Here is a 15565-nt window from a genome sequence, read left to right as displayed (position 1 = left end):
ATCGGAAGGCTCCCCCTTAAATACAGATTTATATCTTCTCGCCCCGCGCCCGTTTTTCGAGCAGTGCATGGATCTTATCTGTCGGGTTCAGTACCGCTCCGATCGTGACGTCATGATTCAGGGAATCAATGATGAGCGCCAGGAATTTGCTCATATCCGCCTGTACGAAGTATGGTTTTTCGTAGAGCTCCGGCGGAAGATAAGTCAGGTTTGTGGTAATGACTTTACTGATGTATCCTTTTTCATAGTATTCGTCGAATTTTTCCAGGCCGTCTGTGAACAGCCCGAAAGTCGTACACACGAAGACGCGTCCCACATTGCGGCTTTTCAGCTGCTTTGCGACATCCAGCATGCTTCCGCCCGAGGAGATCATATCATCGACAATGATGACATCCTTGCCCTGTACGTCATCCCCGAGGAACTCGTGGGCAACGATGGGATTCTTTCCGTTTATGATCGTGGAGTAATCGCGCCTTTTATAGAACATTCCCATATCCACGCCGAGGACGTTTGAGAAGTACACCGCGCGGTGCATCGCCCCCTCGTCCGGGCTGATGATCATAAGGTGGTCTTTGTCCGGGATCAGGTCAGGGACAGCGCGGAAGAGCGCTTTCATGAACTGATACGGCGGATTGAAACTGTCGAATCCGCTCAGCGGGATCGAGTTCTGGACGCGCGGGTCGTGAGCGTCAAATGTGATGATATTGGTAACTCCCATATCTGTCAGCTCCTGGAGCGCAAGGGCGCAGTCAAGGGACTCCCTCTTTGTGCGCTTGTGCTGGCGGCTCTCATACAGGAACGGCATGATCACATTGATCCGGTGTGCCTTCCCCGTAGCGGCGGAGATGATCCTTTTCAGGTCCTGGAAATGGTCATCCGGCGACATATGGTTTAAATGCCCGCTCACACTGTAAGTCAGGCTGTAGTTGCACACATCTGTCATGATGAACAGGTCCGTGCCGCGGATCGTCTCCCTGAGGACACCTTTTGCCTCACCTGTCCCGAATCGGGGACAGCAGCAGTCCACCAGGTAATTGTTGGATCTGTAATTGACATACAGGGACGATTCGGATGCTTCGCTGATCGTGTTCTCGCGGAAGGAAACGATGTAATCATTGACCTTCTGCCCCAGTTCCCGGCAGCTCTCCATCGCAACGATCTTAAGCGGGGCAACCGGAAGAGTTTTTTCTAAGAGTTCGATATTAGACATGTTTTTCTCCTGTTGATAAAAAGATGATCAAAAATTTACATATCATTTATACCATCTTTTTCCGTGAAATTCAAGTTCACCGTATAAAATGTATGCTTTGCGGGGAGCGGGAATTATGCTATACTGGATAAGACTGGGGAGAGAGGGGAGGTTTTGCCTCTTTCTCCGCATAAAGAGACGGGGATAAGGAGTCTTGGGATATATGAAGAAACATGAACATATCGTGTCCGGCGTAGTGCCGGGCAGTATTGCGGAAGAGCTGGAGATCGGGGCAGGGGACAGGCTCCTTGCGGTCGACGGGCATGAGATCGAGGATATCTTTGATTATCAGTTTTACACGGAGGATGAAGAAATCGTTCTCCTCATCGAGAAGCCGGACGGGGAACAGTGGGAGCTGGAGATCGAGAAAGAGGCGGACGAGGACCTGGGGATCCGGTTCGGGCAGGGGCTCATGGACGAGTACCGCTCCTGCTGTAATAAGTGTATCTTCTGCTTTATTGACCAGATGCCCGAGGGGATGAGGGATACTCTGTATTTCAAGGATGATGATTCACGGCTGTCCTTTCTCCAGGGGAATTATGTGACGCTCACGAATATGAGCGATCATGATATCGAGAGGATCATCCGCTACCGGCTGGAGCCGATCAATATCTCCTTCCAGACGACGAACCCGGAGCTCCGGTGCCGGATGCTGCACAACCGTTTTGCGGGCGATGCGCTTAAGAAGGTGGACATGCTCTACCAGGGCGGGATCGAGATGAACGGTCAGATCGTTCTTTGCAAAGGGGTAAACGACGGGGAAGAGCTGGAGCGCTCGATCCGGGACCTGACTTCCTATCTCCCGCTCCTGAAGAGTGTGTCCGTCGTTCCGGTGGGACTTACGAAATTCCGCAGCGGGCTGTACCCTCTGGAGCCGTTTACAAAGGAAGACGCAAAAGAAGTCCTGGGCGTCATCCACAGATGGCAGGAAAAGATTTACCAGGAATACGGACTCCACTTTATCCACGCAGGAGATGAGTGGTATCTCCTGGCGGGAGAGGAGGTGCCCGGGGAGGAGCGGTATGACGGGTATCTCCAGCTGGAAAACGGTGTCGGGATGCTCAGACTCCTTTTCCAGGAGTTCTCAGAGGGGTATGAAGCCCTCGAAGGTGACGGCAGGGCGGAAGAGCTTTCCATCGCGACCGGGAAACTGGCTTATCCGTATCTCTGTAAGATGGCAGAGAAGATCACGGAGAAATTCCCGGATGTACACATCCATGTATACTGCATCCGCAATGATTTCTTCGGGGAGAGGATCACCGTATCCGGGCTGATCACGGGACAGGACCTTATGGCACAGTTAAAGGGCATGGAGCTGGGGAGCCGGCTTCTTATTCCCTGTAATATGCTGAAGACAGACGAGGATGTGTTCCTGGATGACTTCACCGTGGAACAGGTATCTGATGCTTTACAAGTCCCGGTCCATATTGTAAAATCAAGCGGGCAGGATCTGATCGACAGTATATTGTGCACAGACAGGAAACAGCCTGTGAACGGGGATAGTCTGTAGGTCGATCCTATTTCAAGAGTAATTTTAGAAGAGAAAGGCTGAATAAAATGAGCAAACCAGTAGTGGCCATCGTGGGACGTCCGAACGTGGGAAAGTCAACCCTCTTTAACGTACTGGCAGGAGAAAAGATCGCCATCGTGAAAGATACGCCGGGAGTGACCCGGGACAGGATCTATGCGGATGTAACGTGGCTGGACAAAGAATTCACACTGATCGACACAGGAGGCATTGAGCCGGACAGCAAGGATATCATCCTTTCGCAGATGAGGGAGCAGGCGCAGATCGCTATTGACACAGCGGATGTGATCATATTTATCACCGATGTGAGGCAGGGACTTGTGGACGCGGATTCAAAAGTGGCGGATATGCTGAGAAGGTCCGGGAAGCCGGTTGTCCTTGTAGTGAATAAAGTAGATAATTTCGATAAGTTTATGCCGGATGTGTACGAGTTCTATAATCTGGGCATCGGGGATCCGGTGCCGGTATCCGCGGCATCCAGGCTTGGACTCGGAGATATGCTCGATATCGTGTCAGGGTATTTCCCGGAGGGGAGTGCGCAGGAAGAGGAGGATGACAGGCCCCGGATCGCCATCGTGGGAAAACCGAATGTGGGCAAATCCTCGATCGTCAACCGCCTCCTGGGAGAGAACCGGGTCATTGTCTCTGATGTGGCAGGAACAACGCGAGACGCTATTGACACGGAGATCGTGCACAACGGGAAAGAATATATCTTCATTGACACTGCCGGGCTGCGCAGAAAGAACAAGATCAAAGAAGAGCTGGAGCGGTACAGCATTATCCGTACTGTCACTGCTGTGGAGAGGGCGGATGTTGTCCTCATGGTCATCGACGCCACGGAAGGGGTGACGGAACAGGACGCGAAGATCGCGGGGATCGCGCATGAGAGAGGCAAGGGCATTATCATCGTCGTAAATAAGTGGGATGCCATCGAGAAGAATGACCGCACCATGCGGGAGTATGAGAGTGATATCCGCCAGGTGCTTTCTTTCATGCCGTATGCAGAGATCATGTATGTGTCTGCCCTGACCGGACAGAGGCTTGCGAAACTCTATGACATGATCGATATGGTCATCGAGAACCAGACGCTGCGCATCGCTACGGGAGTGCTCAATGAGATCATGACAGAGGCAGTGGCAATGCAGCAGCCCCCGTCAGACAAGGGAAAGAGGCTGAAACTTTACTATATCACCCAGGTTTCCGTGAAGCCGCCGACGTTTGTGATCTTTGTAAATGACAAAGAACTGATGCATTTTTCATACACGAGATACCTGGAGAATAAGATCCGGGAAGCATTCGGCTTCCGCGGGACTTCACTGAAGTTCTTTATCAGGGAGAGAAAGGAAAAGGAGCAGTAAAGTTATGGAACGATTGATCTGTCTTGCGGTGGGGTATGTGTGCGGCCTGTTTCAGACCGGCTATCTTGTCGGAAAGATGAACCATATGGATATCAGGAAAAAGGGCAGCGGAAATGCAGGGACGACAAATGCCCTCAGAGTGCTTGGCTGGAAGGCTGGCGCCATGACGTTTTTCGGGGATGTGCTGAAATGTGTGGCAGCGTTCCTGATCACGTATTTTATGTACCGGGGGAGCGATATGCTGCCTCTGCTCGCCATGTATGCGGGCGCGGGGGTGACTCTCGGGCATAATTTCCCGTTTTATATGAATTTCAAAGGCGGGAAGGGGATCGCTGTGATGGCGGGGCTTGTAGTCGTCAACAGTTTCTGGGATCTGCCGGCGAGCCTACTGCTGATCCCGGTCACCCTGGCGTTCTTCCTCGTCCCGGTTGCGGTGACCAGATACATATCCGTCGGTTCCCTTGCAGCTTATACGGCCTTTCTGATCGAGATGGTCATCATCGGGCAGATGGGGTGGTTCCGGATGGACGCTGCCAGATGTTATGAGCTCTATGCAGTGCTGTTCTTCCTGACTGCGCTGGCATGGTTCAGGCACAGGGCAAATCTGGGGCGGCTGGCAAAAGGTACGGAGAATAAATTCGGGGCAAAGAAAAAAGAATAACAGGGAAAGGAGCAATATATCATGGCAAAGGTAGGTGTGCTTGGCGCCGGAAGCTGGGGCACGGCGCTGTCAGTCCTTCTTCACGATAACGGTCATCAGGTGACGATCTGGTCGATCGACGGGAATGAAGTGAAGATGCTGGACGAAAAGAGAGAACATGAGCTGAAGCTGCCGGGCGTGAAGCTGGCAGAGGATATGGTCATTACCGGGGATCTGGAGACAGCGGTACGGGGAAAGGATTTTCTCGTATTAGCAGTCCCGTCTCCCTTCACGCGGGAAACTGCGCGGAAGATGAAGCCCTATGTGGCAGACGGGCAGATCATTGTGGATGTGGCAAAGGGGATCGAGGAATCTACCCTCATGACGCTTTCCCGTCAGATCGAGGAAGAGATCCCTCAGGCGGATGTGGCTGTCCTCTCCGGGCCGAGCCATGCAGAGGAAGTGGGGCGCAAGCTGCCGACGACGTGTGTGATCGGCGCGAAGACACGGAAAACTGCAGAGTATCTCCAGTCCATGTTTATCAGCCGTGTGTTCCGCGTGTATACAAGCCCCGATATCCTCGGGATCGAGCTCGGCGGATCCCTGAAAAATGTGATCGCTCTGGCAGCAGGCATCGCTGACGGCCTGGGCTATGGGGACAATACAAAAGCAGCGCTCATTACCAGAGGGATCGCGGAGATCTCCAGGCTGGGAGTAAAGATGGGCGGAAAGATCGAGAGCTTTACCGGCCTGACCGGCATCGGAGACCTGATCGTGACCTGTGCCAGCGTACACAGCCGCAACCGAAAAGCCGGCTATCTGATCGGACAGGGCAAATCTGTCCAGGAAGCGATGGACGAGGTCCAGATGGTGGTGGAAGGCGTGTATTCCGCCAAGGCAGCGGCAAAGCTTGCAAAGAAATATGATGTGTCCATGCCGATCGTGGAGGAAGTGAACAAGGTCCTCTTCGAAGGGAAATCCCCGGCTCAGGCTGTGGATGACCTGATGCAGAGAGAGTCCCGCAGTGAGAACCGCTCCCTCACATGGGACGAGCAGGAGTCCTGATCAGGTAGAGCAACCTTTATTGATACGGAACGGAAATCTCTGTACGGAACGGAAATCCCTGTACGGGAAGAAAAAGTCATACCCCCTTTTGTGTCTGCATACATTGTAACAGCAGAACAAGGGGGTATTTTTATGGATCCATTTCAGGTATACAGAGATATGAAAGCACGCACAAACGGAGAAATCTATATCGGAGTTGTCGGTCCGGTGCGGACAGGCAAATCCACGTTCATCAAGCGCTTCATGGACCTGCTTGTCCTCCCGAATATGACCGATGAACATGCAAGGGCAAGGACACAGGATGAGCTTCCCCAGTCCGCCTCCGGCACGACGATCATGACCACAGAGCCCAAATTCGTGCCCAAAGAAGCGGCGGCAGTAAAGCTGTCAGAGGATGTGGAAGTCAGGATCCGTCTGATCGACTGCGTGGGTTATATGGTGGAGGGCGCGTCAGGGCACACGGAAAATGAGGAAGAGCGCCAGGTAAGGACGCCCTGGTTTGAATATGAGATCCCTTTTACGAAAGCAGCTGCGATCGGCACGCAGAAGGTCATCCACGATCATGCGACGATCGGATTTGTCGTGACCACAGACGGCAGTGTGACCGGTCTCCCGAGAGAAAATTATATACTGGCGGAGGAGAAAACAATCAAAGAACTCCAGTCCATCGGGAAGCCGTTCCTGATCCTTCTGAACTGCCAGAAGCCATATACGGATGAGGCAAAAGCATTAAAGGAAGAGATGGAAAAGAAATACGGCGCGTCCGTGGTCCCGGTCAACTGCGAACAGCTGAAAACAGAAGACATCCATGAGATCATGAGGCAGGTGCTCTTTGAGTTCCCGATCACGGAGGTGGAATTCTATGTGCCAAAATGGGTGGAGATGCTGTCCAGGGAGCACAGGATCAAACAGGATCTTTTAAACTGTGTCCGCGCGGTAATGGAGGAGATGGATGACGTGCGCAGCATTGCTTCCCGTACCCTGGAGGCTGACAGTCCGTACATAGACAGCATCCAGGTGGACCAGATCGAAATGGACACGGGAAAGGTCCGGATCCGGGTGGGATTTGAGCAGAAATATTATTATGAAGTACTCAGCGAACTTACCGGCGCGGATATCAAAGGCGAATATGAGCTGATCTCCACGGTAAAAGAACTGGCTTCGATGAGAGATGAACTGAGCCGCCTCAAAGACGCGTTCACGGACGTAAAAATGAAAGGATACGGCGTGGTCAGCCCGTCCAGGGAGGATATCCGGCTGGAAGAGCCTGTGATCATCAAGCAGGGAAGCAAGTACGGGGTAAAGATCCGCTCCGAAGCACCCTCGATCCATATGATCCGCGCGAATATCGAGACAGAGATCGCCCCCATCGTCGGGAGCGAACAGCAGGCGGAAGACCTGGTACAGTATATCAGGAAAGAGAGCGAGACACCGGAAGGGGTGTGGGGAACGAATATCTTCGGGAAATCCGTGGAAGACCTCGTTATGGACGGAATGAAAAATAAAATTGCCATGATCAACGATGAAAGCCAGGTAAAACTGCAGGATTCTATGCAGAAGATCGTGAACGACTCCAATGGGGGGATGGTGTGCATCATCATATGAAATCTGGATTTGCGGGGGAGCCGCTGCCAGCCATCTCCCCGCGCTGAGGCGCTTTCGAAAAGGCGCTCCGCTGTTTTCTGGTTTAGCTCAAGACAGAAGGACTCCCCCGGAAGTCCACGGTCCCTTCCGATTGGTAAAATTTCTTGTTTTGCCGTTAAAGCTCCCCTCTCACCTGCCTTTCGAAATCCCGCATTTGACTGCGGGGATCTTCCGATCGGATGAACGTAGAAAACCGCCCCTTTGATGTGTCTTTCGCGGCGGGCAGGGATATGGCGACGGTGACTTGGAGTAATCTGTTGGAAAGACTTAAAAGAATGGGATGCGGCGTTAATTTCAAAGCGGATGCCTGAGCCGCAGGCGAATCTTCCGCTTTGGAATTGTCCTTAGCCGTATCCCATTCTTTTTATGTCTTTCCCAGATTACGGAACCGGAACCTGAGCCATATCCCTGCCCGCCGTGAAAACGTTCTCGATTATATCGACGGTTTTCGGACGTTATATTTACAAGGAAGGCTCCCCGGCAAATCCAGATTTAGACTTCCTGCAGTCCGGAGATATCGCTGTCGATGACGAGGGAGTAGTTGGTGTAATACACCACGAACCCGGGTTTGCCGCCCTTTGGTTTTTTTACATGTTTTTTCTCCACATAGTCGATCTCGACTTTTTCGCTGCCTCTCATGCTGGAGTAGTATGCCGCCAGGCGTCCGGCTTCTTCGAATGTGCGGTCCGGCAGTTCTTCTCCGTTTGTCTTCACGATGACATGGGAGCCGGGAGCCTGCTTTGCGTGGAACCACCAGTCATCCCCGGAGGCAAAGTGAAAGGTCAGCTCTTCATTCTGGAGATTGTTTTTCCCCACATAGATATGATAGCCGTCGCTGGAAATATAGTGGAGAGGCGTGTTTTTGACCTTCACTTTTTTGCGGACGGTTTTCCGTTTGATATATCCGGATCCGGCGAGCTCTTCTTTGATCCCTGCGAGGTCGTCTTCTGTAAGGGCAATGTCAAGGGATGTCTGGATGGATTCCAGATAAGTGATATCGTCCTTTGTCTCCCGGCATAATTCGGACAACGCCTCAAAAGTCCTTTTCTGCTTGTTATATTTTGCAAAATAGCGCTGGGCGTTTTCCTGGGGCGTCTTTGTCGGATCCAGAGGGATGGTGACCATTTCGTTTGTATAGTAGTTGAGCGCTTCCATCTGTCTGGCGCCTTCAGCTACGTTGTAGCCGTAGGTGTTGATGAGTTCTCCGTATATCTTATATTTATCCCGCCCTTCGGTGTCTTTGAGCTGGCGGAGCTGGAGATCGTATTTTTTCCGGTTCCGCTCCAGCGCGGTCTGCACGATGTGGCGCAGGTCCGCTGATTTCTGGCGGATGCGGGTGAGCTGGCTTCGGGTCGAATAGTATGTCCGGAGCACTTCGGATATGGACGGGTATTCCTGCTTTGTATATCCGGAAAAGTGAGAGAGGGGGAGCGCTGAGAACTCCCTGGGCTCACGGCCGTCATAGTAGATGGCAGGGGAAAAGGCCTCTTCCTTTACCGCTGAGAGGTAGATCTCAAACTGGGTGTACAGATGGAAGAGGACGTCTTCTGAGTATTCTTTTGCAGGGACGGAAGAATCCAGCCCTGCGAGGAAGCAGATCTCTTCCGCGGTGACCGGGCTGATGCCGGTAAAGCTTGTGTAAAGCGCTTTTGAGACAGGGACAGGCTTTCCTGTCAGCAGGGCGGAAAAGTCTGCCCTGGATACGGTCAGCGGGTCAGCCTTGTGCATGGTGTCCGGGATAAAGTACTCCCTTCCCGGGAGAACTTCGCGCACAGAACTCATCTGGGCGGAGACATGCTTGATGCTGTCAATGATCTTCCCATCTTCAGTACAGAAGATGATGTTGCTGTGTTTTCCCATGATCTCCACGATCAGGAGCTTCCGGCAGAGGTCACCGAGCTCGTTGAGGTGTTCGATGGTAAACCGGATGATGCGCTCCAGTTTCGGCTGCGAGATATCTGTGATGCGTCCGCTCCCGATATGCTTCCTGAGGAGCATGCAGAAGTTGGGCGCGGACATGGGTGCCGGCTTATTCGTGTCCGTCAGATACACCAGGGGGAGAGAAGCGTCCGCACAGATCAGCAGGCGCTTCTGCCCTTCCTGCGTCTTGACAGTGATCAAAAGCTCGTCCGGCTCAGGCTGGACGATGCGGGCGATCCTTCCGTTTAATAATTCTTTTCTTAATTCGTGGACAAGGTCTGCCACGACGATTCCGTCAAATGCCATAGATTAAATCCTCATTTCATATCACAGATCAACCCTGCGCAGCAGGGCGAAGCGGAGAAGCCGCTTCGGATTGCATGAACGAGCAATCATTATACCACGTGCGCAGGAAAGGAAGCGCCGCGCAGCGGGCGAAGCGGAGAAGCCGCTTCGGATTGCACGAACGTGCAATCATTATACCACGGTTTATCCCCCGAAAAAAGTCCTCATTACGGTTTCGATTTTTAACACTGTTTTTACAAATATTAACCTGCGCTTGATGCAGAGAGTGCTCAATTCCGCTATAGTTTTGCATAGTAACTGCTGTCAGGGGCTCGGAGCGGCAAGATAAGCAAGGACCGGTCTGAGTCTCGTATTATTTTTTAAACAGGGAGAAACTGAGATGAAAAGAAAAGAATTGTACCGCAGATGTCTTGCCGCGGTCCTGGGAACAGCTGTCGCAGCCGGAGCTTTTGCGTCCCCGGTCCGTGCGGCGGGGCTGCAGGCGGCTCCGGCGGCGGAAACAGCGCCGGGCACCCCGCTGATGCTCACAGAGCTCGTGCCGGATACGGATAACGAGAACGGAGCGGATGCATACGAATATTTTGAGATCACCAATGTAAGCGACCGGGCGGTAAGCCTGGATCAGTACCAGATCATTTATAATGTGACGGATCTATGGGAGCCGGACCAGGATGGGATCGTTATAGAGTCCGGGCAGTCCCTTCTGCTCTGGATCATTAACGATGGAAACCGGGAACTGACGGCGGATGATTTTAACAGGTATTATACGGAGAAGACCGGCGCAGAGCAGAGTTTTGAGATCGGTAAGGATCTTGCTACAGTGCACAGTGACGGAATGCATAACAGCAAGGAGCGCCAGATGTCCATATGTACAAACACGGGCATCGAATTAAACCGGGTGCGGTACAATGATGGGGATATAAAAGAAGTAAAGGCAAACAAAGGTATCACATTTGCCTATAATCCGGCTGATGTGGAAATGGTGCGCATCGCCTATGACAGCGCTCTGACGCCGGGCAGCATGACGGAAGAGCAAAAGCCTGAGGGAGTCTATGCGTTCGCCCAGAGCAGCATTGACCCGGAGCTTTCCTTCGCGGAGGTTCAGCATAAAGGCGAGGCGTGGACGCTGGAGATCATACCCAACAGCGCGAATACAGTGACAGACGCAAAAATATATCTCAAACCCGACAAAACAGAGGAATACGCGGCTTATGACCTGAAATACAGCGGGGATAAGCTTGTATTCGAACTTCCGTACGACCAGACAGGCGACTGGACGGGCTTTACATTTTACGCGGAACTGACAGACGGGATCTCTGTGGCTGCCACACAGGAGAGCGCTGTCGCAATTGGGAGGACAGATGTGGACAAGAGCAGCCTTCCGGCTGTGCTTATTACGGAGATCATGCCGGATTCCTCCAATGTGGACGGATCCGACGGTTATGAATTTATTGAGCTGTATAACAACTCTGACCAGAGGATCAACCTGAAAGACTATAAGATCTACTATAATTACCCGGACCAGGGAGACGCAAGCGACGTCTTGTGGGGAAGCATTGACGACGATATCTGGGTGGGATCCAAGGCTGCGGCCGTATTCTGGATCAAAAACGGCCCGAATGACAGCTATACAGCGGAACAGTTCAATGAGAAGTTCGGGACATCCCTTGTGATGGGAGAGAATCTGTTCGAGATCCATTCCGGAGGAATGGCAAACGGAAGCCCCAGGGCGCTCCGCGTGACGACAAGTGTGGGGGATGAAGTTGATTTCGTCTCCTACAATATGGAAGCCGGCGTGGACGACACCTATGCGGACAAATCCATCAAATACATGTTCAGCAGCAGTACAATGACGAGCGCTATCGCCGACAATCAGGCGGATCCGGATCCGGGTGTTGTGAAGGAAGAGGACCGTCCGGAGGGAGCGGAACTGACCGTGCCGCAGACCGCGCCGTCAGTGACAGACCAGACGCCCGCGCAGTTTGAAAATGAGAACGGGCTGGCGTTCCGTGTGAATGCCGTGGCCGACGGGACGTCGATCAAGACCGTCAAGCTGGCATTCAAAGACAATACTTCGGAAGAATACGAGATCTATAACCTGACAAGAGGTACAGAAGAAGATACGTTTGAGAAAGTGATCGCTGCCATTGACCTGACCGGAAAGAAAAGCTATGAGTATTACTTTGAGGTCAGCGACGGCTTCCAGACTGTCCGCACAGAGACAGGGACTACGGTTTCTGTCAGCGGAGAACAGGAAGAAATCCGGCTGAATGTGGCGGACGGCGACATCCTCGTAGGACAGCAGGATCTTATTGTCACAGGTGAGAGTGTGACTCTGGACGGAACGGCCCTGGAAGGCGGAGTCCCGTCTGTCGAGAAAAGCGCGAAGATTGTTTTTGACGTGAGCCAGACAGATGTATTCTTTAAGAATGCGGTGGCGATCGGAGACCATGTGCTCGGTATTTTTGACGACGGTACATATGAGAACTGGGCGACAGTGAGCTATGACGTGGATCCGTCCTGGTTTACAAAGGGCGAGACGATACAGATCGATATCCATGCGGGCAACAAGGCCAACGCGCTGGAGCACAATGAGGAAAATAACGATGATTTTGTCGTGAAGAACATCCGCCTGATCATGCCTGACGGCACGACGCTGCGCGCGGACGGGTATGAAGATCCGGAAGAGGTCATCAATATGGGAGATTCCAGTGGAAAGACAGAGATCTTAAAGGCTGTGTTCACACCGCGGGAGGAGACTTTCAGCAGCATCCGTTTTACGATCGACACGGCGGCATATGCAGACGGAAGCCATACGCTGACGGTCCTGAAAGGGCAGGATGAAAAGACCGTGTCCTTCCGTATTGACAATACGGCGCCGGAGATCACGACAAATATGCTGGAGCAGGAGTACCACGGGACATTTACGATTGAAGCGGAAGCTTCGGATGCCGTGGCAGGACTTCAGAGCCTTACGGCGCAGCTCGACGGCGGGTACATCGAACTCCCGTATGAGGCGCGCAGCCTGGAGATGGAGGCGGGCGGACATGAGCTTGTCCTGACCGCGAGAGACACAAAAGGAAATACAAGTACAAAAACGGTCGTGTTTACTACGCCGGCAGAGGACGCTGAGATTGGAATGGACATCACTCCGGAGCCCGGAAGCACGGTGGAAGAGGATCCGGTCTTCTCCGTCCGGGTCACAGACCCCACTTCCGATACCATGGATGTGGCTTTTAAATACGGAGAGCGCTATGTGCTGGGAGACAGCAATATTGCCGTGAGCAGCGGGATCAGCAGCCAGGCCGGATCAAACCAGAATGTGTTTGACGGCACGGACGCCAACGGATTCCCTTATGAGCAGTTCGACATCACAGTTGGGGAAAATGTCAGCGAGAATGCTTCGATCGAGGTGAAATGGGAAGGACAGACGAACAGCGCGAAGACAAAGATGTACGTCTATAACACTGTCACAGGAGTGTGGGAGGAGACCGCGGCAGAGCGGTCCGAAGAAGAAGGCGCAGCAGAGCTTGCAGCCCTGATCCCTCTGAAGGATCATCTGTCCGGACAGAAGGTACAGGTCATGGTACAGGCGGGCGAGGGATATACTCCGACCCAGTATGCGCCGGGAACGCCTGCGCTGACTCCGGTTTATGAGACGACGCCGACATCCAATGAGAGTGATCAGGACCGCGGCACTTATGATTTCACATTTGCGATCGAAAGTGATACGCAGTATTATAACGAGGATACGCCTGACAATCCGGAGGCGATCGGAAAGTACGAGTCCCAGCTTGCGATCCATGACTGGCTGATCTCCAACAGAGGCAGGATGAATATCCAGTATCTCTTCCACAACGGAGACCTGATCGATGATGAGCCTATGGCCTCCCAGTGGGAGAACGCGGACGCGGCGTACAGGATGCTCGATGAGGCAGGATTCCCGTACGGGGTCCTTGCCGGCAACCATGATGTGGGACATAAGACAGAAGATTACAATAACTTCAGCAAATATTTCGGAGAGTGGCGGTATGCGTCTGATCCGTGGTATGAAGGAAGCTACAAGGACAATAAAGGGCATTACGACCTGATCTCTGTGGGCGGCATTGATTTTATCATGGTCTACATGGGATGGGGCATCGGCGATGAAGAGATCCGGTGGATGAACGATGTGCTTGCGCAGTACCCGGAGAGAAAAGCAATCCTGAATTTCCATGAATACCTGCTGGCAAGCGGCGGTCTCGGGGAAGAGCCTCAGAGAGTGTACAACGAAGTCGTGTCTGTGAACCCGAATGTGTGCATGGTATTTTCCGGGCATTATCACAACGCGCAGACGGTGGTCAAAGAATTTGACGACAATAAGGACGGAGTAAATGACAGAAAAGTCTATGAGATGCTGTTCGACTACCAGGGACTGACAGAGGGCGGCATGGGGTATATCCGCCTGATGCACTTTGATATAGAGGGACAGCAGATCCATTTCCGCACCTATTCGCCGGAGCTCAATGATTATAACGCAAAGGACACCGTGGCGGGAGCGGATACTTCGATCGCGGGAGAAGAAGACTTCACGGTCAGCTTCGCTGATCTGGGGATCGTGCCGGCAAAGAAGACGCTGGAGGTATCTTCCCTTGACGTCAATGTATACGGCGATGAGCTGATCGGAGCCGCAGAAGGCGTGGACAGCGGGGAACGCGCGGAATATACAATGAAAGACGCGCAGGATGGCACGTTCGGCTGGTATGCGGAAGTAACGGACGAGTACGGCGGGCTTTCCAGGACAAACGTGAACTATGTGACAGTAAAGAAAGACCGGACCGCACCGGTGATCACGCTTCCGGAAAAGACAGAGATCCATGTGGGCGATGTGTTTGACCCGATGGAAGGAGTGACCGCGGTGGACGGCAAAGACGGAGATCTCACCGGGGCTGTACAGGTGATGGGTTCTGTGGACACCTCGAGAGAGGGAACTTATACGCTGACTTACCAGGTAAGCGATAAGGCAGGAAATACAGCTGTGGCAGAGCGGACGGTTGTTGTGCTGGCAGAAGAAACTCCGGGAACGGACGCCGCAGTGATCGAGATGATCCAGAACGCGCCGGAAGGCGGCAGGGTTCCGATCACAGCCGAGGGAGAAAACCCGGTGATCAGCAGTGAGATACTGGCGGCGGCGTCAGGGAAAGACGTGGATCTGGTGATCACGACAACGGAAGGCGCAGTGATCACGCTCAACGGGAAAGAGATCACAGATGTATCGGATTTCGGCGTAAAGCTTGAGATCTATACCGTGGACAGAAAAATCTGCGTGGCGTTCGTAAATGCAGTGAAGCTTCCCGGAAAGCTGACGGTGGCATTTGAAGAGGAAAATGTATTCGGCCTGACGCAGACCGGCGTGAAGACGGAACTGACTGCCGAGACAGCAAAAGGCAGCGCGTCGGCAGCTGCGGTCCTTCTTGAAAACGGCAGGGTATCCGTCGAGTATACGACCGCTGACGCTGTGAAGGCTGAGCTTTCCTGGCAAAAGAATACGGGCGCGGATCCGGACAAAAACACAGGGACGCCGGACAAGGGCAGTGACAGTTCCGATAGAAAGAATGCGCCAAGGACAGGTGAAAGCGCTCCGCTCGGTACAGGTGCGGGAGTCCTGGCTGTGTCAGCGGCAGCAGGCGCAGCGCTGATCATACTGAAAAGAAAGAAAAATGTGATCTGGTAAAAATATGACAGTGTAATACAAAATTTGCGGCAGGCGCAGAATGCGGAAGCAGGAATGCGGCCTGCCGCAGTTTTTTTCAGGCGGCGGTTAGGTGTGAACAGTATCCAGCCGGGATTTTTCGAAAATATCCTCTTTCGAAAAT

9 protein-coding genes are annotated in these 15565 nt (G+C 52.8%); 7 read left to right on the top strand and 2 right to left on the bottom strand.

Annotated features, from left to right (window positions below; all coding sequences use genetic code 11):
* Positions 1-28 precede the first annotated feature (28 nt).
* A complete protein-coding gene (locus B5G27_RS01675) occupies positions 29-1210 on the bottom strand; it encodes a ribose-phosphate pyrophosphokinase (protein WP_087177247.1) in 1182 nt (393 codons plus the stop codon).
* A 202-nt stretch (positions 1211-1412) separates the two neighbouring features.
* Here B5G27_RS01675 and B5G27_RS01670 point away from each other — a divergent pair, with 202 nt between their 5' ends.
* The 6 genes from B5G27_RS01670 (at position 1413) to B5G27_RS16530 (ending at position 7795) form a co-directional block, all read left to right on the top strand.
* Positions 1413-2759 (top strand): DUF512 domain-containing protein, encoded by a 1347-nt coding sequence (locus B5G27_RS01670; RefSeq protein WP_087177246.1) that lies wholly within the window; start codon positions 1413-1415, stop codon positions 2757-2759.
* A 47-nt stretch (positions 2760-2806) separates the two neighbouring features.
* Positions 2807-4135 (top strand): ribosome biogenesis GTPase Der, encoded by a 1329-nt coding sequence (gene der / locus B5G27_RS01665; protein WP_087177245.1) that lies wholly within the window; start codon positions 2807-2809, stop codon positions 4133-4135.
* 4 nt (positions 4136-4139) lie between these two features.
* A complete protein-coding gene (locus B5G27_RS01660) occupies positions 4140-4796 on the top strand; it encodes a glycerol-3-phosphate acyltransferase (RefSeq protein WP_087177244.1) in 657 nt (218 codons plus the stop codon).
* Between the two features lie 21 nt (positions 4797-4817).
* Positions 4818-5840, top strand: a complete 1023-nt coding sequence (locus B5G27_RS01655; RefSeq protein WP_087177243.1) for an NAD(P)H-dependent glycerol-3-phosphate dehydrogenase — start codon at positions 4818-4820, stop codon at positions 5838-5840.
* Between the two features lie 132 nt (positions 5841-5972).
* Complete coding sequence (gene spoIVA / locus B5G27_RS01650; protein WP_087177242.1) at positions 5973-7445, top strand: stage IV sporulation protein A; 1473 nt, start codon at positions 5973-5975, stop codon at positions 7443-7445.
* A gap of 218 nt (positions 7446-7663) precedes the next feature.
* Positions 7664-7795 carry a hypothetical protein gene (locus B5G27_RS16530; protein ID WP_275533010.1) on the top strand — a complete coding sequence of 44 codons (132 nt, stop codon included), beginning with the start codon at positions 7664-7666 and terminating at the stop codon, positions 7793-7795.
* A gap of 181 nt (positions 7796-7976) precedes the next feature.
* Here B5G27_RS16530 and B5G27_RS01645 read toward each other — a convergent pair whose 3' ends face one another.
* A complete protein-coding gene (locus B5G27_RS01645; protein ID WP_087177241.1) occupies positions 7977-9710 on the bottom strand; it encodes an Rqc2 family fibronectin-binding protein in 1734 nt (577 codons plus the stop codon).
* Between the two features lie 379 nt (positions 9711-10089).
* On the opposite strand from B5G27_RS01645, the gene B5G27_RS01640 reads away from it, so the two are divergent.
* Positions 10090-15423 (top strand): lamin tail domain-containing protein, encoded by a 5334-nt coding sequence (locus tag B5G27_RS01640; RefSeq protein WP_087177240.1) that lies wholly within the window; start codon positions 10090-10092, stop codon positions 15421-15423.
* Positions 15424-15565: the final 142 nt, after the last annotated feature.

Origin of the sequence: Lachnoclostridium sp. An76 (assembly GCF_002161355.1) — a bacterium.
Taxonomy (GTDB): Bacteria; Bacillota; Clostridia; order Lachnospirales; family Lachnospiraceae; genus Mediterraneibacter; species Mediterraneibacter caccavium.
The sequence above is the reverse complement of the archived record's forward strand: the minus strand, read 5'-3'. Positions and strand labels throughout refer to the sequence as shown.